General features: G+C 47.7%; 19 protein-coding genes, 1 tRNA gene and 4 pseudogenes. 9 read left to right on the top strand and 15 right to left on the bottom strand.

What is annotated here, in order from left to right:
- The 4 genes from AYY16_RS10295 to AYY16_RS10280 form a co-directional block, all read right to left on the bottom strand.
- A partial coding sequence (locus tag AYY16_RS10295; RefSeq protein WP_208020735.1) for an Ig-like domain-containing protein occupies positions 1-5,962 on the bottom strand: 5,962 nt, incomplete at its 3' end.
- Positions 5,910-6,407, bottom strand: a complete 498-nt coding sequence (locus tag AYY16_RS10290) for a hypothetical protein (protein WP_067365914.1) — start codon at positions 6,405-6,407, stop codon at positions 5,910-5,912. The genes AYY16_RS10295 and AYY16_RS10290, both read right to left, overlap by 53 nt.
- Positions 6,408-7,252: 845 nt before the next feature.
- Positions 7,253-7,552, bottom strand: coding sequence for a hypothetical protein (locus AYY16_RS21040; protein WP_235846273.1), 300 nt, complete (start codon positions 7,550-7,552; stop codon positions 7,253-7,255).
- Positions 7,533-8,225, bottom strand: coding sequence for an SPFH domain-containing protein (locus AYY16_RS10280; protein WP_235846272.1), 693 nt, complete (start codon positions 8,223-8,225; stop codon positions 7,533-7,535). Before AYY16_RS10280 ends, AYY16_RS21040 begins: the two co-directional genes overlap by 20 nt.
- Positions 8,226-8,562: 337 nt before the next feature.
- On the opposite strand from AYY16_RS10280, the gene AYY16_RS21425 reads away from it, so the two are divergent.
- Complete coding sequence (locus AYY16_RS21425) at positions 8,563-8,697, top strand: hypothetical protein (protein WP_150385068.1); 135 nt, start codon at positions 8,563-8,565, stop codon at positions 8,695-8,697.
- Between the two features lie 212 nt (positions 8,698-8,909).
- Here AYY16_RS21425 and acuI read toward each other — a convergent pair whose 3' ends face one another.
- The 6 genes and pseudogenes from acuI to AYY16_RS10260 all read right to left on the bottom strand — a co-directional run bounded on the left by acuI (position 8,910) and on the right by AYY16_RS10260 (position 12,884).
- Positions 8,910-9,893: an acrylyl-CoA reductase (NADPH) gene (gene acuI / locus AYY16_RS10275; RefSeq protein ID WP_067365909.1), complete on the bottom strand. Its 984-nt coding sequence runs from the start codon at positions 9,891-9,893 to the stop codon at positions 8,910-8,912.
- Positions 9,894-10,079: 186 nt separating this feature from the next.
- Positions 10,080-10,790 (bottom strand): acrylate utilization transcriptional regulator AcuR, encoded by a 711-nt coding sequence (gene acuR / locus AYY16_RS10270; protein WP_082970686.1) that lies wholly within the window; start codon positions 10,788-10,790, stop codon positions 10,080-10,082.
- 328 nt (positions 10,791-11,118) lie between these two features.
- On the bottom strand, positions 11,119-11,370 hold the full coding sequence (locus AYY16_RS10265) for a transposase (protein WP_082970685.1): 252 nt from the start codon (positions 11,368-11,370) through the stop codon (positions 11,119-11,121).
- Positions 11,371-11,413: 43 nt separating this feature from the next.
- Positions 11,414-11,551: pseudogene (locus AYY16_RS21035) on the bottom strand (IS630 family transposase); the annotation flags it as partial.
- 987 nt (positions 11,552-12,538) lie between these two features.
- Positions 12,539-12,622 (bottom strand): annotated as a pseudogene (locus tag AYY16_RS21030) (Arm DNA-binding domain-containing protein); the annotation flags it as partial.
- 185 nt (positions 12,623-12,807) lie between these two features.
- A tRNA-Arg gene (locus tag AYY16_RS10260) sits at positions 12,808-12,884 on the bottom strand.
- Positions 12,885-13,075: 191 nt separating this feature from the next.
- Between AYY16_RS10260 and folD the strand changes: the two genes are divergently transcribed.
- The 3 genes from folD (at position 13,076) to cybB (ending at position 14,916) form a co-directional block, all read left to right on the top strand.
- The gene (folD, locus tag AYY16_RS10255) at positions 13,076-13,939 is read left to right on the top strand and encodes a bifunctional methylenetetrahydrofolate dehydrogenase/methenyltetrahydrofolate cyclohydrolase FolD (RefSeq protein ID WP_067365923.1); all 864 of its coding nucleotides are present in this window, start codon (positions 13,076-13,078) and stop codon (positions 13,937-13,939) included.
- Positions 13,940-13,941: 2 nt separating this feature from the next.
- Positions 13,942-14,154: a ribosome-associated protein YbcJ gene (ybcJ, locus tag AYY16_RS10250; RefSeq protein ID WP_067365904.1), complete on the top strand. Its 213-nt coding sequence runs from the start codon at positions 13,942-13,944 to the stop codon at positions 14,152-14,154.
- A 228-nt stretch (positions 14,155-14,382) separates the two neighbouring features.
- Positions 14,383-14,916 carry a cytochrome b561 gene (gene cybB / locus AYY16_RS10245; protein WP_067365920.1) on the top strand — a complete coding sequence of 178 codons (534 nt, stop codon included), beginning with the start codon at positions 14,383-14,385 and terminating at the stop codon, positions 14,914-14,916.
- 59 nt (positions 14,917-14,975) lie between these two features.
- Here the strand turns inward: cybB and cybC are convergent, their stop codons facing one another.
- Entirely contained in the window at positions 14,976-15,365 is a 390-nt protein-coding gene (gene cybC, locus AYY16_RS10240; protein WP_067365901.1) for a cytochrome b562, read from the bottom strand.
- Between the two features lie 314 nt (positions 15,366-15,679).
- Positions 15,680-17,068: a cysteine--tRNA ligase gene (gene cysS, locus AYY16_RS10235; RefSeq protein WP_067365895.1), complete on the bottom strand. Its 1,389-nt coding sequence runs from the start codon at positions 17,066-17,068 to the stop codon at positions 15,680-15,682.
- A 343-nt stretch (positions 17,069-17,411) separates the two neighbouring features.
- Here cysS and ppiB point away from each other — a divergent pair.
- The 5 genes and pseudogenes from ppiB (at position 17,412) to AYY16_RS10210 (ending at position 21,729) form a co-directional block, all read left to right on the top strand.
- Positions 17,412-17,905, top strand: a pseudogene (gene ppiB, locus AYY16_RS10230) (peptidylprolyl isomerase B).
- A gap of 2 nt (positions 17,906-17,907) precedes the next feature.
- Positions 17,908-18,632: pseudogene (locus AYY16_RS10225) on the top strand (UDP-2,3-diacylglucosamine diphosphatase).
- 148 nt (positions 18,633-18,780) lie between these two features.
- Positions 18,781-19,305: a 5-(carboxyamino)imidazole ribonucleotide mutase gene (gene purE, locus AYY16_RS10220; RefSeq protein ID WP_067365889.1), complete on the top strand. Its 525-nt coding sequence runs from the start codon at positions 18,781-18,783 to the stop codon at positions 19,303-19,305.
- Positions 19,305-20,375: a 5-(carboxyamino)imidazole ribonucleotide synthase gene (gene purK / locus AYY16_RS10215; RefSeq protein ID WP_067365887.1), complete on the top strand. Its 1,071-nt coding sequence runs from the start codon at positions 19,305-19,307 to the stop codon at positions 20,373-20,375. Before purE ends, purK begins: the two co-directional genes overlap by 1 nt.
- A gap of 88 nt (positions 20,376-20,463) precedes the next feature.
- A complete protein-coding gene (locus AYY16_RS10210; protein ID WP_067365881.1) occupies positions 20,464-21,729 on the top strand; it encodes an MFS transporter in 1,266 nt (421 codons plus the stop codon).
- On the opposite strand, the gene AYY16_RS10205 is transcribed toward AYY16_RS10210, so the two are convergent.
- From AYY16_RS10205 to AYY16_RS10195, 3 genes are all read right to left on the bottom strand, one after another.
- Positions 21,714-22,106, bottom strand: coding sequence for a GFA family protein (locus AYY16_RS10205; RefSeq protein ID WP_067365879.1), 393 nt, complete (start codon positions 22,104-22,106; stop codon positions 21,714-21,716). The genes AYY16_RS10210 and AYY16_RS10205 overlap by 16 nt on opposite strands.
- 73 nt (positions 22,107-22,179) lie before the next feature.
- Entirely contained in the window at positions 22,180-24,645 is a 2,466-nt protein-coding gene (locus AYY16_RS10200) for a T6SS phospholipase effector Tle1-like catalytic domain-containing protein (RefSeq protein ID WP_235846270.1), read from the bottom strand.
- A gap of 105 nt (positions 24,646-24,750) precedes the next feature.
- Positions 24,751-25,263: DUF3304 domain-containing protein (locus AYY16_RS10195; RefSeq protein WP_412778957.1), on the bottom strand; the 513-nt coding region annotated here is incomplete at its 5' end.

The following is a 25,263-nucleotide window of genomic DNA, read 5'->3' as shown; positions in this document are numbered from 1 at the left end:
CGTTTTTCACGCTGCCGGTCTGCGGATCTTTATCATCAATAATATCGGTGATAGTGACCAGCTGACCCGGTGGCGTGCTGTCCATGGTAATGGTGTATTTATCGGATACCTTGCCGAGGTTGCCCGCAGCGTCTTCCGCATAAGCGGTGTAGATGTAGGTGGTACCGTCTGTCAGCCCGTTATCGGTATAGCTCCAGCTCAGTCCGTCTTTCGCTACGGTCGCGGTACCGACTTTGCTGTCGCCACGGTAGATGGACACCGTTTCACCCGCACCCAGCTTGCTGTTCAGGGTACCGTGCAGCGTCGGGGTATCATCATTGGTGAAACCGCCGTTTTTCACGCTGCCGGTCTGCGGATCTTTATCATCAATAATATCGGTGATAGTGACCAGCTGACCCGGTGGCGTGCTGTCCATGGTAATGGTGTATTTATCGGATACCTTGCCGAGGTTGCCCGCCGCATCTTCCGCATAAGCGGTATAGATGTAGGTGGTGCCGTCGGTCAGCCCGTTATCGGTATAGCTCCAGCTCAGTCCGTCTTTCGCTACGGTCGCGGTACCGACTTTGCTGTCGCCACGGTAGATTGACACCGTTTCACCCGCACCCAGCTTGCTGTTCAGGGTACCGTGCAGGGTCGGGGTATCATCATTGGTGAAACCGCCGTTTTTCACGCTGCCGGTCTGCGGATCTTTATCATCAATAATATCGGTGATAGTGACCAGTTGCGCCGGTGGCGTGGTGTCCATGGTAATGGTGTATTTATCCGATACCTTGCCGAGGTTACCCGCCGCATCTTCCGCATAGGCGGTGTAGATATAGGTGGTACCGTCGGTCAGCCCGTTATCGGTATAACTCCAGCTCAGCCCGTCTGCCGCCACAGTCGCGGTACCGACTTTGCTGTCACCACGGTAGATTGACACCGTTTCACCCGCCCCCAGTTTACTGTTCAGGGTGCCGTGCAGGGTTGGCGTATCATCGTTGGTGAAGCCGCCATTTTTCACACTGCCGGTCTGCGGATCTTTATCATCGATAATATCGGTGATAGCGACCAGTTGCGCCGGTGGCGTGGTGTCCATGGTAATGGTGTATTTATCCGATACCTTGCCGAGGTTGCCCGCCGCATCTTCCGCATAGGCAGTGTAGATATAGGTGGTACCGTCGGTCAGCCCTTTATCGGTATAACTCCAGTTCAGCCCGTCTGCCGCCACAGTTGCGGTGCCGACTTTGCTGTCACCACGGTAGATTGACACCGTTTCACCTGCACCCAGCTTGCTGTTCAGGGTGCCGTGCAGGGTTGGCGTATCATCGTTGGTGAAGCCGCCGTTTTTCACACTGCCAAGCTGCGGCGCTTTATCATCCTGAATATCAGTGATAGTCACCAGTTGTGTCGGCAACACAGTATCAAGCGTTATACCGTATTTATCGGAAACAACACCTTCGTTACCCGCCTTGTCCACTACTTTCGCGGTATACACATACGTGCCGTCATTATTCAGTTTATCATTATAACTCCATGATTTACCGGTGACTTTAGCCGTCCCAACAAAATTACCGTCACGATAGATCTTAACCAACTCCGTGGCAGACAGTTCATTATCAAGTGAACCGTGGAGCGTCGGAGTTTTGTCGTTGGTGACGCCACCGTTGGCAATTTCACCAACAGACGGCGCCATATCATCGGTAATTCCCTCAATCACCACGTGCTGCGACGGAGCGGTGGTATCCAGGTTAATCAGGTAGGCATTGGATTCCGCACCCTGATTACCGGTTGCATCGCGTACCGCGGCGGTATAGGTGTATTCGCCGTCCGTGGTGATCACTTTGTCAGTATAGGTCCACGCCGTGCCGGTCACGGTCGCTTTGCCGACTTCCGCGCCGTTACGGAAGATAATCACTTCTTCCGTGCCCGCCAGCGCCGCCGAGACTGAGCCGGTCAGGGTCGGGGTGGTGTCGTTGGTATGCCCGCCGCTGGCGACACTGCCCTGCACCGGATCCTGATCATCAAGGATGTTCAGGATCTGCGTGCCCTGGGAGGCACCGTCGGTGTTGAGCTTGATCGCGTGTTCGTTGGATTTGTCACTGACGTTACCCGCCAGGTCTTCCACCTGCGCGTAGTAACGGTAGTCCGAGCCGCTCGCCAGACCGGAGTCCTCGTAGCTCCAGCCCAGACCGTCCTGACTGATCACCCCTTTGCCGATTTTCACCCCGTTACGGTAAATCACCAGCACTTCGCCGCTGGTCAGGGCGCTGCTCAGGGTGCCGTGCAGGGTCGGCGTGTCATCGTTGGTGTAACCGCCGTTCTGGACCGGCCCGGTCACCGGATCTTTGTTATCCAGGATCTCGGTCAGGGTCACGGTCTGATCCGGCGCCACGGTATCGACGTTGATTTCGTAGCTGTTGGATGCCGCCCCGAGATTGTGCGCCGCGTCTTCCACGTACGCGGTGTAAACGTGTTTGCCGTCCGCCAGATCCAAGGATTCACTGAAGGTCCAGGTGGTGCCGGTAACGATAGCCACCCCCACTTTCACCTTGTCACGGTAGACCGCCACCACGTCACCCGCGCCGATGGCCTCATTCAGGGTGCCGGTGACATCCGGGCGCGCATCATTGGTGTGCCCTTTGTGCGCCACATTGCCGGTCACCGGTGTCACATCGTCATTGACCCCGGTGATCGCCACGGTCTGGGACGGACCGTCGAATTTCACATGGATGTCGTATTTATCGGAATCTTTACCGAGGTTGCCCGCCGCATCTTCAACCCGTGCGGTGTAGGTGTAATGGCTGTTGTTCGCCAGCCCGCTGTCCGTATAGGTCCAGTGGGTGCCGTCCACGTCCGCCGTACCGACTTTATGGCCGTCACGGTAAATCACCAGCGTCTCGTTCGCCGCCAGGGTTTTGCTCAGGTCGCCGCGCAGCTCCGGGGTGGTGTCGTTGGTGGTGTCCCCTTTGCCGATTTCGCCGATGCCGGGCTCTTTGTCATCGTACACGGTGTTGATGGTGACAAGGGCGTCCGGTGCGGTGGTATCAATGTTAATGGTGTAATTGCCGGACACCGCCCCGCTGTTACCCGCCGCATCGCGCACCAGCGCGGTGTAGATGTAGGTGGTGCCGTCCGTCAGGTTCGCGTCATCGTAGGTCCAGCCGGTGCCGGTCACCTGCGCTTTGCCGATCATCACGCCGTCACGCATCATCACCACGTACTCACCGCTGCCCAGTGCGGCACTCAGTGTGCCCCGCAGCTGCGGGGTGGTGTCATTGGTGTAGCCGCCGTTTTTCACCTCACCAATCAGCGGCGCCACATCGTCCATAATGGTGGTGATTTGCACGCTCTGATTTGGTGCAGAGGTATCCATCGTAATGGTATAACCATCTGATATATTACCGGTATTACCGGCAGCGTTACGGACAACCGCAGTATAAAGATACGTATTACCATCCGTCAGACCGCTATCACTGAACGTCCAGTCAGTTCCGTTAACAACCGCTTTATTCACTTCAACGCCGTTACGGAAAATAACAACGTTCTGACCGGTGAGCAACTCTCCGGTCAGTTTACCGTGCAGCGTCGGGGTATCATCATTAGTGAAACCATGATTTGCCACGCTGCCGGTTTGTGGTGCTTTATCATCCTGAATATCGGTGATAGTTACCTGCTGGGACGGGAAGCCTGTGTCCACAGTAATACCAAATTCACCGGATAAATGACCTTCGTTACCCGCCTTATCAACCACACGCGCGGTATAAACATAGCTGCCGTCGTTGGCCAGACTGTCAGTAAATGCCCACTCTTTATTGTGAACGACGGCGGTACCAACCAGTTTACCGTTACGGTAAACCGCCAGCATTTCAGTTTTATCCAGTGCAGCATCCAGAGTACCGACGACCGTCGGTGTTTTATCATCTGTTATACCATCTTTAGCAACGTTCCCCTGCCATGCACCCTCATCATCAATAATATGAGTGATAACGGCCGTCTGGGTTGGTGCGGTAACATCAACATTGATACTGTAATCATTCGACATCGCGCCCTGATTACCGGCCGCATCTTTTACCGCCGCCGTATAAATATAGTGACCATCACTGTTATCCAGCGTATCCGTGAATGTCCATGAAGTCCCTTTCACGATTGCCTGTCCGGCTTCTGTCCCGTTACGGTAAATAATCAGTTTTTCAGACCCGGAGAGCTCTGCGGTCACAGAGCCGGTCAGTGTCGGCGTGATATCGTTCGTATAGCCGCCGTTCAGTACATTGCCGGTAACCGGGTCCTGATCATCCATAATGCTCAGAATGTGTGTACTTTGTGATGCACCATTAGTGTTCAGAGTAATATTGTAATCGTTTGACGGCTGGCTGATATTACCCGCCAGGTCTTCCACCTGTGCGTAATAATTGTATTTTGAACCACTTGCCAGCCCGGCATCTTCAAATGACCATTGTGTGCCGTCAGTATCGGCAATACCCACTTTTGTGCCGTTACGATAAATAACAACAACTTCGCCCGCACTTAATTCACTGCTGAGTTTACCGTGCAGAGTCGGGGTATCATCGTTGGTTTCGCCGCCCTGCGGAATTTTTCCGGTGACGGGGTCTTTGTTATCAGTGATTTCAGTCAGAGTGATAGTCTGATCCGGCGCAACTGTATCAACGGTGATTTCATAGCTGTTGGACGCCGCTCCGAGATTGTGAGCAGCATCTTCCACATAGGCGGTATAGGTATGTTTGCCGTCACTCAGTGCAAGATTTTCATGATACGTCCAGGTATTACCGGTCACGGTTGCCTCGCCGGCTTTTATGCCGTCACGGTAAACCACAACCACCTCACCGTTATTCAGCGCCGCACTCAACGTGCCGCTGACATCCGGTTTAGTATCATTCGTGTGACCTTTATGCGCCACATTGCCGGTGACCGGATCCACATCATCAGTCACTGCGGTAATCGCAACTAACTGAGACGGACCGGTGAAATTGATATTGATACTGTAATCGTTTGAGCCGGGACCCGTGTTACCGGCCAGGTCTTCTACCTGCGCGGTGTACTTGTATTGCGTGTTATTTGCAAGCCCTGAGTCGGTGTAATGCCATGACGTCCCTTCAACAACCGCGTCACCGATTTTTTTACCGTCGCGGTAAATAACCAGTGTTTCATTGTCTGCCAGTGCTTTATCAATCTGTCCGCGCAGTTCTGGTGTGGTGTCATTGGTCACACCATTATTTCCGATAATACCGATTCCCGGAGCCACATCATCGTATACGCCATCAATTGAAACCAGATGATCCGGTGCCGTGGTATCAATATGAATTGTATAACCTTTTGAAATAGCGCCAGTGTTACCCGCGGCATCTTTTACCAATGCGGTATACACATAGGTTTCACCGTCAGCCAGACCGGTGTCAGCGAATGTCCAGGTTGTACCTGTGACTAATGCCTTGCCGACAGCCACACCGTTGCGCAGAACAACAACATATTCACCTTTTTCTGTGGCATGAGTCAGTGTCCCGGTGATGACGGGGTCGGTATCATTGGTATAACCATTATTTGCCACACTGCCGGTGACCGGTGCAACATCATCCGCCACATCCGTGATAGTGACGCCCTGCGTCGGCGCACTATTATCAAAAATAATGTCATATCCGTCAGAAGTGGCGCCTTTGGTGCCGTCACTGTGCTCAACCCGTGCAGTATAGGTGTATGTCCTGTCAGTGATTAAACCACCGGTAACATCTTCAAATGTCCAGTCTTTACCGTTAGTTTTTGCCGTCCCAATTTTCACGCCATCACGATAAATAATGACAGACTCGCCCGATGCCAATGACTTATTAAGGTGACCCAGCAATGTCGGTGTTTCATCATTTGTACTTTCACCACGCTTAACACTGCCTGTCTGTGGCTCTTGTGAATCCTGAACATCATCAATAAGGGCTTTGGTATTTACGACAGTGACTTCTTTTTTTATCGTCGCCACCACCGCCGTGAGTAATCATCAGTGCCATTGCGCCGGCCACGGTTAGCCCGTAAGCGATTAATGTGATCAGTCCCCAGTCAGTATCATTCGTTTCCCAGGTAATCGGTGCTTGTTGTTCACTGCTGAGTACCTGTACCGCAGCCTGGTGATCCTCAAGGCTGCCGACCTGTTCCTGCTCTGAGGCTGATAACGGAACATAATTATGAACAGAGCCGTCAGCTGTCTGTCCGATAACCTGTGCCGGATATAAATAATAATCTTCAATAATAACAGAGGGGTCACTCTCACCCTCAACAAATAATTTCAGGTTATTACCATCACGTATCGCGATAATTTTCTTTGGTGCGAAACCTGTTTGTTTGTCGACAACAACATAATCCATGCCTTCTTGTGCATGTAAAAACAGTGTATTGCCTTTTTTTTGTTGTTGATGTGAATTTTGCAATACGACTTATTTTGTCAACTATTCCGATAACAATAGACATAGCTTAAGCTCCTGAAAACTTTTATATTTCTCACAGACAAGTAAAATTACCCGGCTTTATGATATTTTTGAAAACAGAGATAATAAAATGAACGCCCGTTACTTATGAAATAACGGAATCATCAATCCTGATGAACATATTATGATTATTTAAAGATAGCCTTACTTAGTAAGGGAATAATAGTTACATACGCGTTTTACATTAAATGTGTAAAAATAGATATGCGGGGAATAAAGATAAAACAATTAAGTCAGGATTAGCATATTTCCGTTTGATGAACTGCTGATTGGTGAATATACGATGTTCAGCTTCAATAATAAACCCTGCCACATAATTAACATCATTTATTATAAAATAACAAAAAAAAACAAACATACTCATTAGGAATTCATGATTGAATTAATAAACCACAAGCTGCCACCCAATCAGATAATGATGCTGATATGAATGCAGATACTTATTTTTACGTGTAAATACCCAAGATATTTCTTATATGAAAATCATAATATAACCGATGTTTTATAAAAACATGCCACGGAAATAATATTTACAGATTTAGAATAAACTCTAATGGTGACTACTATTATCAGAAGCCAATAAATTAAAAAAAATTAATATACAATACTCATTTTCAGACTGACTAAATAAATAAAATGCCTGCTTGCTACCCGACACACACCCATACTTACATTCCGTGACTATTTCATGTAAAAATGACTTTTTTCTAAAGCTAAAACAGAAAAACCGCTATGCACAGAGTACATAGCGGTTTCGTAACGGGTATTACTTTTTTTTATTATTTTTTTTACTGCTGGCTGCGCATATCCATGATCATTTTTCCGTCATAATCGGCACCAACAACAATATTAGGGACTTCACCTTTATATTTGTGCGCTTTTACCTGCTCAATCTCCAGTTGCTTCCAACTGATCATTTCACGGGTAATAGTACGTTGTAATATGGCATTACCTTCCGCTTCTTTCTGAGCGGCATATAATCTTGCATCGGCTTCCTGACGCATAGCAAATGAGCTGGCCTGTGCATTTCGTTCACGGGCTATCGCCTGCTGCTCTGACGATTCACGCTCAGCTTCTGCGACAACCACTTTTTTTCTGTGCTAATTCACGCTCTTTCTCTGCTTCTGCTTTCGCCTGATTTATTTGTTCCTGACGCATCTTGGTATTTACCACCTGCTCCTGAACAACTTCCGGTAACGTAATATCCTGGATCATAATTTCTTTAATCGTATAACCATAAGGTGAGGCGTAACCCTGTATTGCATCACGGATAGATTCCTGTAATTTACGCTGAGTATCCGCAGTGTATAAATCCTGTGCATTCGCCACATCTTTTCCGAACTCGAGAATAGTGGAGATCAGTTTCTGGCGGACATATTTATCCAGCGCTTCACTTTCCGTCCCGCCATTAATCCGCAGTATTGGTGCTTTTGCGCCATCAAACTGCAGCATAACGGTAATATCAACAATGGATTTTAATTTATCCTGCGAGGGCACACGCAACTCTTTCAGTGACACGCGGATATCTTTTGTGGAGTAAGTATCAAACACCATAAACGGGTTTATCGGGAAATGCAGCCCGGCATCATACGCAACCGGATTGACCTTCCCTAAAAATGTACCCACTTTTACCGAACCATCCTGCACAATCGTATACGAATTAAAACCGGTGATCCCCGCGATAAAAAGGATTGCCGCAATAACAACCAATTTAATCACTGATTTCAGTTTGACTGTATTCCCTGCCTGCATCATTTGCATTCACTTATCCCCATAAGGTCATTCTCAGTTAAAAAATCATTTTTATAAATACTAACATCTACATCTTAATTGATAACAAAAAATATGACTTTTACGTATCATAATTAATAAGATACCGTAAATACGGGAGTATCGCTAAAAAATTTAACAGTGCTTGATTTTAAGATGATTTTCCGGGTTCATTAGCGCAGGTAAGCTTGTATCTTGAATGCCACTGAGGATATAACACGTAAAATGTAAAACAAACTTTCACCTGTAATCAATTACCTAATGATAGTGAAAGTATATTTTAATCACCTGACCATTCCTTCAGTTAAAAAAGATACAAAGGAAAAATATGATGGTCGCGCCTTTCGGGGAAAAAACCTATACCATCACCTCCCTGCCGACCGGAAGCTCAGGGAAAATCATTGTGGAAGCAATAGTCATTGATGATAAGGGACATTCACATACTGTATCTCGTTTATTATAACCCGTTTTATATTCACCAAAGATATAACAATCAGCAGTATTATTTTCACTTGTATTATTTTACTCGTATTATAATTACAAATGAAAAATAACCTATCAATACACCTTTCACTAATGAAATATAGTTAGTAATATGTAAGAGCACGTAATAGTGCTAACTTAGTAAGCAAGAAGTCCTCGGGAAGGATTCCCGAAGGACTTCTTTTATATCAGTTAATTATTAACATCAACCACAACCCGTCCACGAATTTTACCATCCAGCAAACGCTGTGCTGCCGGAATCGCTTCCTCTAACGAAATGACATGGCTGATTTCAGCCAGAACACTCATATCCGCCAACTCGGCCAGACGATCCCACGCCGCTTGTCTCACTACATGAGGACACATAACACTGTCGATCCCGATTAAACTCACCCCTCTGAGAATGAAAGGTGCAACTGTGCCGTTAAAATCCATTCCCTGAGCCAGACCACAGGCTGCGACAACCCCGCCGTATTGGGTACCCGCACAAACACCTGCGAGTGTATGGCTGCCCACACAATCAATCGCGGCTGCCCATCTTTCTTTTGTCAGTGGTTTACCCGGAGCGGATAACTCACTGCGATCCATAATCTCTTTAGCGCCCAGCGTATCAATCAGATAGGCGGTATCCAGTGTACGGCCAGTGGATGCAATCACATCAAAACCGAGTTTTGCCAGTAATGATACCGCAAAGCTGCCCACACCACCGCTGGCGCCGGTGACCAGCACTTTGCCGGACTCTTTGGTAATCCCTTGTTTAAGAAGAGCATGAACCGCCAGCATTGCTGTGTAACCTGCGGTACCAATCATCATCGCCTGTTTGGTTGTCAGCCCTGCCGGTAACCGGGTCAGCCAGGTGTCTTTCACTTTCGCTACCTGAGAAAGCCCACCCCAGTATTTTTCGCCGACACTCCAGCCGTTGAGAATGACTTTATCACCCACTTTATAGTGCTCTGAGCTGCTTTCTGTCACTGTTCCGGCAAAATCTATCCCCGGGATCATCGGAAAACTACGCACAACCGGACCTTTACCGGTAATGGCAAGACCATCCTTATAATTCAGGGTGGAATAATCAATCTGCACCGTTACATTGTGCTCCGGCAGTTGCGACTCATCCATCTGAGCCATTTTTGCGGTATATCCGTCAGTATTTTCAATCAGAATGCAATTAAACATCATGTTATCCTTTTGGGAATATAGACCAGGCGTCTGGTTAATTGTAAAAAAAATTTATTAAATGATCTCTGCTGCATTCACAACAAAGAAACTTAATAAATTATTCTGTAACAGCCGTACTGATAGTATTAAAAGTGCCGCTATTTATACCCTTATTCATTCAAACTACAGGTGCGTTGGCTGCACTCAGTCAGCCGGGTCACATACTGATGTATGCTCCCCGCCTGTCTTCCTTTGCCGCCTTCCTGTATCTTGAATGACGTTGGGTATAAGCATTTTATTCATAAAAACAGACATAAACATATCCAGCGGATCACTGTTTCGCGTGAGTTTTGCCCGCATAACCGCGCCTTCCCACCCCATCCAGAAAAAAGCCGCCATCAACCGGCAATCAGTACCTGACGGAATAGTATTCAGAGCCTGAGCCTCCAGCAGACAGGTTTCCACTTTCTTCTGCCATCCGCTAATAATGGTATTGAGTATCTCACCGTATCCGTCTGGCAAACTCGCCACTTCCTGCCCCAGGTTGCCGACTAAACAGCCGCGCAGCCAGTGATACTTTTCCATACCGGCTTTTGCCGACTGATAAAATTTTTCAATCCGCGCCAGGGGCGGCAGCCCTGAGTCGCACAGGCATTTGTCCAGCAGATGCGAAAAATAGTTGTCATAACTGCGCATGATCTCAAGGCCAAATTGCTCTTTACTCTCAAAATAATAGTAAAAAGATCCTTTCGGCACACCGACCTTCTTCAGTATCCCGTTGATATCCGAGGTCATATAACCTTTTTCAGTAAACATTTCCACACCACTGCGGATAAGCAGTCGTTTAATATCAGCGCCCGCATCATAATTCTTCGGCGGTCTTCCGCGTTTCGGTTTTGTGGTTAATGTATTCATCACTCAGCATCTCTCCGGTCAGTCTCAATAATATAGACCGATTGTCTTGTTAATTCTATTGTTTTTTTTATTAGTGATAAAAATACCATAATATGATGATTTTATTTATTATTATGTGAATAAAATAAGGTGGAGTGTTATCAGAATGGCTAAGGTTCATCCCCGTAAAACCAGAGAATTTACAAATAAAATTTTCTCGTAATATACATAGGGGAATTCACATAAAAAAAATCACATTTTACTGACAGTCAGATTATCGCTATCCTGAAACAGACTTTATTTGAGCGACACTTTGTCACCAAGAGCCGAGATTTACTGGGAACCCTGTTTACGCTGAACAAGCTGTTCCGGATAAAACCTTTTTTTTACGGCAGTATTCCTCCAATTCCGCCAGCCACTGTTCTGTGTTTTTGTCTGCACCGGGCACAAGTTTCCCCTCTGATTTAGCCTTATTTCGCCAGTTATACAGGATAGCTTCGGATATTCCTTCCATTTGTGCAACTACGGCAACTGTCATATTGTAAGGCTGCAGTAATTTTGCCAGCGCTGCTATTTTTCGTTCAGATGAAATACGTTTCATGTGTCACTCCGCGCCCTCAGATTGATTTTTCAGAGGGGGCAACAACTATGCTGACACTGTATCCACGGTGTAACATCAGCATAGCAGCCAGCCTACGGACGTGGTACTTATCACGGGTTCGCTGAACCATTTTTTGCATCAACCGTCGTTCATTACGAAGTATTGGTGCTATTATTGTCATCGCTCAGTCTGGTTAGTGATTTTGGTTGGTTTGGTGATTGATCAGATTGCACAATCAGGACAGAGTTCCCTCCGGGTTCTCTATTATTTGACGCAGCTACTTAGACATTTTTGTACATTCAAACTGCGTACAAATCACCTCTAAGTTTTGTTATAACCCGTTTTGCTATAATTCACACATTGAGCACTGGTTTGCACTCACGCACAAAGTAGCGATACATTCTGATACATACATAAAATATCTATGTTTTTTTTATTCATTAGACTCACTATAAAATTTTTTTTATTATATTTTCTTTCACTGAAATAATTTCATCAGATGGAGGAGATATTGCCAGACATGCAGCCAAAAGAAACGCTAAATATAAAGAAAAAACAAAAATCCCTATCCATGATTTCATTGCAATTGCGACTGATAACAATATAGCAATAATTATAATTGCCAATGATAATAGCTTTACATTCCTGCGATTTTTTTCCACTTTGATATGATCTATTGACAGCCGATTATCTGTTTGAGTAACAGACAAGAAACTGTTCACTGGTTTAAAAAAAATCTACAGCCGGTACTTCATATCTCGATTTTTTTAAAATACTGACAACTATAGATTGTGCCACACTTGAACTAACTCCAGTAATCGAATGTATTTGCCTTCTGACTCGTTCCTCATTAACAAAATTTGTAAACTCACTTGATGTTGGTTGCTCTAAAATTTTATCTTGTTGACTAACTTTATCTTTTACAAAATAAAAAAAATAGCGGTAACAACGTTGAGCCTATTAACCCAGCAATAATCTGAAAAAACATCACGTTTTATCTCCTTAAATATAAAAATAGGTGTGTATTATAAGGATAGTTGAAATATTCATATAATGGGTATCCATTCAATTATTAGTGGATATTCACATTAAAAATTACTCTGCCTAACTTTTAATGTGAATATACGAAATTCCGTGATCTTAGACCATTTTTTTCTGACCTCTACAAACCATTTGGTGCGATTTCTAAATACATGCCCCCGCCATCAGAAAGTTTATATGATTTCTCTTTAGGCTTGGATGTATCTGGCTGTCAGCTTCATGTGGGGATTACAGGGGCGCCGATTTTCATTGAACGTGGGCATACCCCCAATTATGCCCCCCTTATGCATGTAGATTTCAATAGACGAGGGTAGACCATGAGATACTATAAATATCGCTGAATGCTGATTTTGTGGGGATTTAGGAGACTGTAGTAGACTTGGAAATACTTGAGAATGGTACGCCCTACAGGATTCGAACCTGTGACCTACGGCTTAGAAGGCCGTTGCTCTATCCAACTGAGCTAAGGGCGCACTGAAGAAAAACAGTGGGTTAACTGATTGAAGCGACATGGATTATACGTCTCAAATGCGGTGAGTCAATCAAAAAAAAGCCGCTGTTTCGGTGGTAATCAGCGCAACCATAACAAAACGTGACTGACAGAGTGGAAATGTTCTGACAGAATAGCGCCCATACTTTTATCTGTTTTATGGATTTTCACACAATGTCAGCAAAAATTATAGACGGGAAAACGATTGCGCAGACCATCCGGACAGAAATTGCCGCCAAAGTTAAGCAACGTCTGGCTAAGGGAAAACGGGCTCCCGGACTCGCCGTTATTTTAGTCGGCGAGAACCCCGCGTCTCAGATTTATGTCGCCAGCAAGCGCCGCTCCTGTGAAGAAGTCGGATTTATCTCACGCTCTTATGACCTGCCCGATACCACCAGCGAAGCCACACTCCTTCATCTTATTGATGAATTAAATAATGATAAGACCATTGACGGGATCCTGGTTCAGCTTCCGTTACCCGCCGGTATTGATAATGTCAAAGTAATTGAGCGCATCCATCCGGATAAAGATGTTGATGGCTTTCATCCGTATAATATCGGGCGTCTGTGCCAGCGCGCGCCAAATCTGCGCCCCTGCACACCACGTGGTATTGTAACGCTGCTGGAACGCTGTAATATCAACACCTTCGGGCTGAATGCCGTGATTGTCGGCGCATCCAATATTGTCGGGCGTCCGATGAGTCTGGAGCTTCTGCTGGCAGGTTGCACCACAACCGTCACCCACCGTTTCACCAAAGATCTGCGCCATCATGTTGAGCATGCGGATCTGCTGATCGTGGCTGTTGGTAAACCGGGCTTTATTCCCGGCGAGTGGATAAAACCCGGCGCTATCGTGATCGATGTCGGGATTAACCGCCTCGAGAACGGCAAAGTGGTGGGCGATGTTAATTTTGCCGACGCCGCCGAGCGCGCAGAATGGATAACCCCGGTACCGGGCGGTGTAGGCCCGATGACCGTCGCCACACTCATTCAGAACACATTACAGGCTTGTGAAGAATTTCACGATAAGGACGAATAACCATGGCTATTTTTAATCTCGAAGGGCACCCGCACGTTGAATTATGTGATTTACTCAAAATTCAGGGCTGGGCTGACAGTGGTGCGGCAGCAAAACAGTTTATTGCCGATGGTCAGGTAACAGTCGACGGCGAAACCGAAACCCGTAAACGCTGTAAAATCATAGCAGGAAAAACCGTTGAATTTGCCGGACAACAGGTAAAAGTGGCTGAATAATATCTGTCTGCGAATAAACCAGAGCATTGTCTCTGGTTTTTTTTATCCGACATATATACCCTTATTCATTCAAACTGCAGGTTCGTTGGCGACATGAAGCCCGCCGGGTCACATACTTATGTATGCTCCCCGTCTGACTTCCCTTGCCGCCTGCCTGCATCCTGAATGACGTTGGGTATACCCTTATTCATTAAATTATCCGTTATCTGTATAAAAGAGTCACGAAAAATGACAACCAAAAAATTTGCACCTGTACAAATAGCCCTGCACTGGTTTATTTTCCTGCTTGTGATTCTTGTTTATACCAGCGCTCTGTTACGGGATACAGCGGACGAACCGCTGAGAAGTATTTTATCCATGCTGCATTACAGCAGCGGCATACTGGTCGGTATATTAATGATTGTCCGGCTGGCAGTCAGAATAAAATACCCTGCGCCTGCCATTATACCCAAGCCCTCACCGATGATAACCGGATTATCCCATCTGGCACATCTGGTCATATTTGTGGTATTTATTCTCTTACCGGTGCTCGGTTTCAGTATTAAATACCTGAACGGTTATGATTGGTCATTATTCGGTATCCCCATGCCGGTATCCGCAACACCGGATGAAGACCGCGCGTATGAAATACAGAATATTCATGAAATTATCGCTAATACCGGTTATTTCATTATCGGCCTGCATGCCGCCGCCGCCCTGGCGCATCACTATTTCTGGAAAGATAATACGCTGCTGCGCATGATGCCCCGCAAGCGGCACTGATTATTAAAGAGGGGAGCGTTCCGGCTCCCCTCTTTATTTGTAATTCACTGCGTTATCCGTCAGCGGTATTTTTTGTGATACTCACCACGGGTGGCTTTAAATTGTTCAGCCATCGCTTTCGCCTGCGGAATTTTACCTTCTTCGGTCAGTTTCAGCGCATCGTCAATTTGTCCGACCAGCACATCATAACCATGATGATAATCTTTCATTTCTGCGCTGTCCGCGGCTTTACCTTTTAATTTGGCAGGTGTTTCTTCTTTGGCACTCAATGCGGCGGTACGCATCTGTGACAGGGCATTTTTCAGCTCCGCTGCGTCATCCGTTTTTTCAACGACCTGCAAATTTGCGTTCAGGGTTTTCATATTATCTGAAAGCCCGGCAGCGGATGCGGTCACTGCACCAAATGCACAGACAGAAACCACCAGCAGGGCTAATATATTTTTACTCATCAGTGCTTCCTTTATTTATTAATATAAAAATACGACAAAACATCACAAGATAAACCAAATACTGTAACAGAATAGCTGATAACCCACTGTTATGCCCATGCTGTAGAAATAAAACACAATAAAAAAAGCCCGGCGGTAAATAACGCAGGGCTTCTCAGTGAGAATATTATCAATTATTAGTAGCGTATACCCAACGTCATTCAAGATGCAGGCAGGCGGCAAGGGAAGATAGACGGGGAGCATACATTAGTATGTGACCCGGCTATCTGAGTGCAGCCAACGAACCTGCAGTTTGAATGAATAAGGGTATATAACTATTTGCGCCGCCAGGTCGTACCCTGCGGACCATCTTCCAGCACGATATTCATCTCTGTTAATGCATCACGCGCTTCATCTGCCAGCGCCCACTCTTTTGATGCGCGGGCATCAAGGCGCCGCTTAATCAGTGCTTCAATTTTTGCCACATCTTCATCACTTTCCGTCTGCGCACCGCTTTGCAGGAATTGCTCCGGGTCTTGTGTCAGCAGTCCGAGAACACCCGCCAACTGACGGAGTTGCGCTGCCAGACCATTTGCCGCCGCCATATCTTCCTGTTTCAGACGATTCAGCTCACGCGCCATATCAAATAATACGGAATAGGCTTCAGGCGAATTGAAATCATCATCCATCGCTTCACGAAAACGGGTTTCAAACTCATTATTCACAATCACCGCCGCGTTTTTATCTGTGCCGCGCAGTGCGGTATAAAAGCGCTCCAGAGCAGTACGCGCCTGTTTCAGGTTCTCTTCCGTATAGTTGAGCTGACTGCGGTAATGGGCAGATAACAGGAAGTAACGCACGGTTTCCGGGTCGTAATATCCCAGCACATCACGGATGGTAAAAAAGTTATTGAGTGATTTTGACATCTTTTCTCTGTCAACCATCACCATGCCGGAGTGCATCCAGTAATTCACATACGGACCGTCATGCGCACAGGTGGACTGAGCAATTTCGTTTTCATGGTGCGGGAACATCAGGTCAGAGCCGCCGCCGTGAATATCAAAATGATTTCCCAGCTGTTTGCTGTTCATCGCAGAACATTCAATATGCCAGCCAGGACGCCCCGCGCCCCATGGTGATTCCCAGGAAGGCTCACCCGGTTTGGACATTTTCCACAGCACAAAATCCATCGGATTGCGTTTTACATCTGCCACTTCAACGCGGGCACCTGCCTGAAGCTGCTCCAGATCCTGACGGGAAAGCAGACCATATTCCGGGTCACTGCTGATATCAAACATCACGTCGCCGTTATCCGCCACATAGGCGTGATTGCGCGCCAGCAGCAACTGTGTTATCTCAATAATCTCTTTTATATGATGCGTTGCGCGCGGCTCAGAATCCGGGCGCAGCAGGTTCATCGCGTCAAAATCACGGTGCATTTCCACGACCATGCGATCAACCAACTGGTCGCAGGTTTCATTATTCTCATTTGCACGTTTGATGATTTTGTCATCCACATCCGTGACATTACGGATGTAATTAACCTTATAACCTGCGTAGCGCAGGTAACGCACGATGGCGTCAAACGCAACAAATGTCCGCCCGTGTCCGATATGACACAGGTCATAAACAGTGATACCACACACGTACATCCCGATGGAACCCGGGTTAATGGGCTTAAATTCCTCTTTTTGTCTTGATAACGTGTTATAAATTTTCAGCATAAGGCTATTCCATTAAGAGTCTGTACGTGTTGAAGGTGAGTTCTGTTAATTAATTGATAATTAAACGCTTATTTTATCTGGTATGCGACGGGATATCAGCGCAGAGCAACATAGGTTATTGAAACGCGAATACCCTGTAAATGCAAGAAAGACCCTGCAAAACCCGTTGATTATAACAAATACTGACGATCATTTGTGAGTGTGATATAACACCCCCGTGAGATAAAAACGGCCTATAGCCTCATTCATTCAGACAGCAGGTTCCCCGGCTGCACTCAGCCCGCTCCCTGCCTGAATGATGTCGGGTATATAACCGCCTTTAAAATATTAGCAGGAATTTATTATGGTAACTTTTCATACAAATCATGGTGACATCGTCATTAAAACCTTCGCGGAAGAAGCACCAGAAACGGTCAAAAACTTCCTCGCCTATTGCACTGATGGTTTCTACAACAACACTATTTTCCATCGTGTAATTAATGATTTCATGATCCAGGGCGGCGGTTTTGAACCGGGTCTGAAGCAGAAACCAACACTGGCTCACATTGATAACGAAGCAGACAACGGTCTGAAAAACACCCTGGGTACCCTGGCAATGGCCCGTACCGGTGACCCGCATTCAGCAACTGCACAGTTTTTCATTAATGTGGCAGATAACGATTACCTGACTTCCGTTCAAAAACACCAAGCGGCTGGGGCTACTGCGTATTCGCAGAAGTCGTTGAAGGCATGGATGTTGTTAATAAAATCAAAGTGGTTAAAACCGGTAACAGCGGTATGCACCAGGACGTTCCGCGTGAAGATGTTATCATCGAAAGCGTAACTGTTTCCAAATAAGCATGACCACGCTTGTTATTGCAGATTTGCATTTAAACGAGCAGGAGCCGGCGATCACCGCCGGCTTCCTTCGTTTCATACAAGAGCAGGCCGTTCACGCATCACAGCTCTATATTCTGGGTGATTTTTTTTGATTACTGGATTGGTGATGATGACCCCGCCCCGCTGCATAAAACTGTCGCTGATGCGCTGAAAGCACTCAGTGAGCACGGCGTGAAGATCTTTTTTTATTCACGGCAACCGTGATTTCCTGCTGGGAGCGCGTTACGCGAAACAGTGTGGTATGACGTTACTGCCGCAAACGCAGATAATTGAAGCCGAAGGCCAGCGTATTCTGATCCTGCACGGTGATACACTCTGTACCGATGATATCGATTACCAGCACTACCGCAAACGTGTTCATACAAAATGGATCCAGCGCCTGTTTTTGTGGCTGCCGCTGTCAGTCCGGCTGAAAATCGCAAAAAAAATGCGCGCAGGCAGTCAGTCTGCCAATCAGCAGAAAACGCAAGCGATAATGGATGTGAATCAGAGCGCGGTAATTGACACCTTCCGTCAATACAAAACGCAATGGATGATCCACGGTCATACTCACCGCCCGGCAGTTCATAACATCCTTATTGACGGAGAAACACACTTACGTGGCGTTCTCGGTGCCTGGCATTCTCAGGGCTCTGCATTTAAAATTACCCCGGATGACATCTCGCTGATCTTCTTCCCGTTCTGATACATTACCGCCTGAAATTGCATTAAATCACTGACGCAAACGTTTTCCTCTGCGATTTACCGTGATATTATGCCCGTCTTCTTAACCGGCCAATACGCCGGAAGTCAGCCAATCTTTGTGACGCGGGATGTACAGGAGCACTGAAAACATGAATGCCACTTCTTCACAGCAACACTCACCAGCCGCTAAAATTGCCATTGTAATGGGATCCAAAAGTGACTGGAGCACCATGGAGCACGCCGCAGAAATCCTCGACAGCCTGCAACTGCCCTATCATGTGGAGATTGTGTCCGCGCACCGCACACCTGACAAACTGTTTTCCTTTGCTGAAACCGCTAAACAAAACGGCTTTGATGTGATTATCGCCGGTGCCGGTGGTGCCGCACATCTGCCGGGCATGCTGGCAGCCAAAACGCTGGTTCCTGTGCTGGGTGTGCCGGTTCAGAGTGCTGCACTCAGCGGCATCGATAGCCTCTATTCCATTGTTCAGATGCCGAAAGGTATCCCGGTCGGTACCCTCGCTATCGGCAAAGCCGGTGCCGGAAACGCCGCCCTGCTTGCCGCCCAAATTCTGGCACTGCATGATGCCTCGCTGCTGACCCGCCTGACTGACTGGCGCGCGGCACAGACCGAAGAGGTTCTCAGCCATCCTGATCCACGGGAGATCTGCTGATGACGCCGGTTTGTGTTCTGGGAAACGGACAGTTAGGCCGTATGCTGCGCCAGGCGGGCGAGCCGCTGGGTATTGCGGTTTATCCTGTGGGATTGGATGCCGAGCCGGAAGCCGTGCCGTATCAGCACAGTGTGATCACCGCCGAAATAGAACGCTGGCCGCAGACTGCTCTGACAAAAGTGCTGGAGCAACACCCCGCCTTTATTAACCGGGATATTTTTCCGCGCCTGGCTGACCGCCTGCCGCAAAAACAGTTAATGGATGATTTACAGTTAGCCACCTCACCGTGGCAGCCGCTGACATCACCGGATGAATGGCCGGGTATTTTCAGCCGTCTAGGGGATTTTGTGATAGTCAAACGCCGCACCGGCGGTTATGACGGTCGCGGCCAGTGGCGTGTGCGTCCGGGTGATGAAACAGCACTACCGGCAGAGATTTACGGCGACTGCATTGTTGAAAAAGGCATTGCCTTTTCCGGTGAAGTTTCGCTGATTGGCGCCCGTAACCGGCACGGCGACTGCGTGTTCTACCCGCTGACCCATAATCTTCATGAAGACGGTATTCTGCGCATGAGTGTCGCGTATCCGGAAAGTCAGCATCCGTTGCAGTTACAGGCGGAGCAGATGCTGGGCGCGATCCTGGCAGAGCTGGATTATACCGGTGTGATGGCGATGGAGTGCTTTATCGTCGGTGACGGGTTACTTATCAATGAACTCGCACCGCGCGTGCATAACAGCGGACACTGGACACAGAACGGCGCATCTGTCAGCCAGTTTGAATTGCATCTGCGCGCCATTCTGGATTTACCCCTGCCACAGCCTGTGGTCAGCGCTCCCGCTGTCATGGTCAATATTATCGGGACTGAATTTAATACACAGTGGCTGGCGCAGCCTCTGGCACATATTCACTGGTATGACAAAGAGGTACGCCCTGCGCGTAAAGTGGGACACATTAATCTGACGCATCCTGACCCCGCGCTGCTTAACGCAAATCTTGACGGGCTGGCGCAGCAATTGCCAAAGGAATATCAGTCGGCTGTCCGCTGGGCAAAAGCAAAATTAAGCTGGTAGTCTGTACCGCTTCCGGCGACAATAGCGCTCTTCTGCTGCCCGGCTCTCAGCCGGGCATTTTGCTTTTTACGCCTTTTCCGGAGCCGGGATGTTTTCGCGAGACCGCCGCTTAGGCACTGTTTATCAGTGGACCATACTCACCCTGCTGGGGTTAGTCTATTTTCTGGCTACCGCCACCACCTTTACCTCGTTAGGTGTAGTATTGCCGGGAATGCTCAGAGAGCTGCACTGGAGCTGGACTGATGCCGGTTTTGGTTTCACCCTGCTCGGACTGACCTGCGGGTTATCCAGTTTTCTGCCGACACTCTGCATCCGTAAAACCAATGTTAAAGTTACCCTGTTTACCGGGCTGCTGCTGTTTCTTGCCGGGTTTTACAGTCTGTATACCACCGAAACTATTCAGCGCTATTTTGTCGGCACCGCCTTTCTCGGGATTGGCTTTACCTTTATGGCAACGGTGCCGGGCACTTATGTTATTTCACGGCTGTTCAGCCGTCAGTCACTTGCATTCGGGTTCTATTTTACCCTCGGCGGGCTGGGCGGTGTGGTTGGTCCGTGGATCTACTTTCTTGCTGTCAATGTATTCGGCTCCTGGCGTATTCACTGGCTGATCGCCGCCCTTACACTGACTGTGATGACGGTGATTACACTGTTAGTGCTGCGTGAAGGACGCCGGGAAGTTACACACGCCCGCGCCGTCATGTGGCAGCAAAAGAAACAAAGTTCCCGCATCTACCGCAGCCGTGATCGCTGGACTGCGCGCCAGGCACTGCGCACATGGCAGTTTTATGTGATAGCCGCATCGTACACTGCATTTTTATGGTGTGGATTTACAGTGAACAGCTTTGCCGTCCCGCATATTACGGATAACGGATTCAGTGAAACGATTGCCGCCACACTGCTGAGTACCATGGCCTTTATTAATGCCTTCTCCCGCCTGGCAGGCGGCGCTATCGGCGAGTGGCTGGAGCCGAAAAAACTGCTGATTATCAGCCTGGCAACCATCACCCTTGGCGTGCTGACACTAAGTATCGCCACCAGTTGGCCGCTGCTTATTCTGTTTACGATTTTAGTCGGGATTGGCTACGGGATGACATTTCTCGCCTCCAGTGTGCTGCTGGCGAACTATTTCGGGCGCGGACCTTACCTGGAACTGTTCTCTGTGGTGAATCTGATTTCAACCTTTGCCTGTCTCGCGCCGTTCTTCGCCGGTACCATCAAAGATTACAGCGGCAGCTTTACTCCGGCATTCCTGGTGGTAGCGCTGCCGGTGATCGCTATTCTGGCGGTCACATTCTTTATGCATCCACCACAACACAAACCGGTGAAAGCCCGCAGTCAGTCCGCGTCATGATCCTGCGGATGAGCTGCCCACTCAGGCAACTCATCCGTAAAAGAATGGTATTCCGGGATGCAATAATCACGTCCCGGATTATCAAAACCCCCGACCAGCAACGCAATCACCGGCGCATCATCCACCGCCCCCACTGAGCTGCCGCACTGCGGACAAAATGCCCGGCAGGTACTTTCTGATGAGCGGAACAGTGACGGCATACCGCCCTCGCCATCCCATGTGACATTTTTGCTGTCAAACTCCACCCACAGCGCTGTCAATGCGCCGGTATGTTTGCGGCACATAGTACAAGAGCAGGTATGCGGATCACGCGGATGCTGCGCGCGGTAACGAATATTCCCGCATAAACAGCCGCCGGTAATTATCTCTGTTGTCATCAGATGCGCCTTTGTTAACTTTGCAAACTGCGGATATTATTTTCAGGTGCTGAGAGCCTTAGCGCTTTGCTTTTTATGCAACAAAATGAGTTCCATCCACAATCGCCCGCAGGTTTGCATATATCTCCGTTACTCTGTCCTGCTTTCGTTGCGCGACTAATGGTTTTAATTGAGTGATAAATTCATGTGTTGATGCAGGCAACTGACTTTCATCAACAGGAATTTCTTGTCCTGTCATCCGGTGATACACTTTTACACCGTATGTCGGATGATGCGCAAATACCGCCATATCCTGCAATCGTTGCTCTACACCCAGAACACTACCATCAAAATGTAATTGCACCGCTTTATTCCATTTATTCCCGAAATAAATCATTCTGGAGAGGAAATACCCACCAAACGGTTCTCTCACACCACTTTCAGAGTGCATAAACCACGCCCGTGAATCATGAATATAGTTATCAAATAAATTAATCAGCAATGCGGTATTAGTATCCTTTATCCGTTTCGGGAAGCCGGGGGTTATTTCAGGGTTGAGATACGGTTCAAAATATTGCTCAAACGTTAAACGTCCTTTATCTTTAAATTTCAAATACTCAAATGCTTCATTTTGATAAGTATAAAAATAAGCCGTACGTGATAAAAGTGGATCAATAATTTGTAATATCAATGCAAGACGACTGATGCTACCGGGGAAATTACTGTCTGTATTCACATTTACCGTACATGTTACGGGATCGACCGGTTGGGTTCTTTTCCGGGGTTCAGGCTTAAATAATAATGGTTCAGGGCGCTGCCGTCGTTCATAATCAGCGGCAAACTCCGACGCGGCTTCCCAAAGCTGACCCCGGGCATTGTTGGCATCAAATAAAGGCGCACCAATCAAATCACCAGCCGGAAACCAGTCTTTATCCTCACTGTGTTTATCCATTTCTGCTTTGCGGGCTTTTTCAGTCAGTTTTGCCTGACAGGCTAAAAGTGACCACTCTTCCGATAATGCACGCTGTGCCTGCCGGCCGTATTCAGGCTCATACGGTTGTGCCTGAATTGCAGGGTTCTGAGGTGCGTGCTTGAAAAAAGGCTGCGCTGAGATATGCATATCTGATGACTCAGGGGAAGAAAAGCGGGCGATACGCCAGCCCGTCATCCAAGTCAGCTGGTCTTCCATTACCTGTTCTAAACAGGCTGATTCATAACGAAACGGTGAATAAAGCGGCGTATCTGATTCCTGCTGGTTATCCATTATGGCTGTGGTTAATTGCCAATTGTTAAAGGTAGAAACTAATCTTGAGGAAAAACCGAATTCCTTTAATGTTACAGCATTCATTTCCCTGAATGAGTACCGCTGCTGATGATCAAGATGTAGTTTTCTAAAAAACTCAGGATGCACAGATAACGGCGCCCCCGCTTCAATCGCCGCCGCATACATATCGTGCAACGTAATCTGCGATAATAAATCCCCGGCGTCATCCCGTGATTTTCCCTGATCGCCTGCCGGATAACCGCCCCCGACATCAGAATGCATCCCGGGATAAACCACCTCAAGTGTACCGGGCAAATAGTGCCCTTCCGCTGTTCGTACCGAATCCAGTGAGAATGACTGCCGCTGCTCATGCGATGCCACAAAATGACAACATTTTTTAATTAACCCTGACTCAGGCAAGGGCTGTGTTTGCCCCGCCCAGCCATTATGACCTGTGAATCCGGGGATAACATTGGCGATACCCACGGCAGGTACGGTATCAAACAGCCCCAAAAACTCGACCGATACCTTAATACCCAATAGTGTTCCCGCCGGAAACCCTGATATCCCGGAGGCTAAAATATCATTCAGCCAACTGACAAACGCCCTTGCTTCGGCAGCTCCACGGGAAAATCCGTATACAAATAACTTCATCGCGACAATTTTGCATTGTGCATTGGTCACCTTTTCACGAACAGGATTCAGTAACATTTCTATCGCACGTAAACGGGCGGCGTGCTGATTATTCTCCGGATCAACTGCCTCTAAATACGCCTGATTCACTTTTTCCCGGTTGAAATTAGTGGGGCTGGTTGCTGCCATAATGGCAAAATTGCGGGATCGCAGCCGGGACGGTTCAGATGAATTCATCATTGCAACCGCATTTTTCATCATGCCGTTACCGATAAAACGGTCGGAAACGGTATGATGCAGCGTGTTACACAGTTGTACTAATCCCCAGTTAATTCTGTCTTCGCCACCAACCGCAAACTGTAACCCGGCAGAATAATAATCATACGTCCCGATTTGAGGGAACGGTGTACCTACGCCGGGAATATAATAAGCATAGAAACCATTTTCATTTGCCTTACTATTTTCCGGTGCACTGGCATGGTACAGCTTAGCGATATTCGTCGGGTGCGGGGGCGTACTGCCGGTATCATTGGGCTCATTATTATTGGTACCATCAAAAAACAAGCTCACATGCAGGCTTTTACAGCAAGGATTTTTGTTTCCTCTCCGGGAATCATGGCGATGCCGTGTTTCTTCTTTTGTTATTTTTTTTGATGTTTTCAATGAGTTGTTCCTGCGTTAACACTAATCTGCCCTGTGCAGGAAACACCGGCGGAACCCAACACGGGTCACCTCGTTCCGAAACCTGGCCTTTTTGGGGAGGAATAATTATTGAGGACATTGCGCAGGCTCCGGTTGGTCAAAGGGATCTTTAACAGGGTGGTCAGGGTGATTAATGCCGTAACAGGTCGCCGTCACTTTGACCTGTTGACAGGGTAAAAAGTGTACCTGCAACCCGCAGGAATCATCGTATTCAGGGATAGTGGTTGTTGTTCTGTATTGGCGATATCCAGCCTCATGTTTTTCCATAAAGTAATTAAATTGTTCCGTTCCCATAGATGGTATATTTTGAGGAAAAGGGTCAGGGTCAACCTCCCACTGCACGTCAACCTTCATATTGGACTGCCATTTTTCCGGCAACATCACACAGCAGGTAAAGCCGCCCGTCCGTCCCCGCTGCCCGTTCACTGAGAACCAGTTAATATTGGTCCCCGCCACATGGTTATACCCCAGCAGATTAGCGCCCACATACGCAATTTTTTCTTTCGGCGGGTCATCAGGGGTACACCCCTGGAGAAATAACACCATAATCAGAACAAGCCCGGACCACCATTGCATACA

It is taken from the genome of Morganella psychrotolerans (assembly GCF_001676155.1).
GTDB classification, from domain to species: domain Bacteria; phylum Pseudomonadota; class Gammaproteobacteria; order Enterobacterales; family Enterobacteriaceae; genus Morganella; species Morganella psychrotolerans.
The sequence above is the reverse complement of the archived record's forward strand: the minus strand, read 5'-3'. Positions and strand labels throughout refer to the sequence as shown.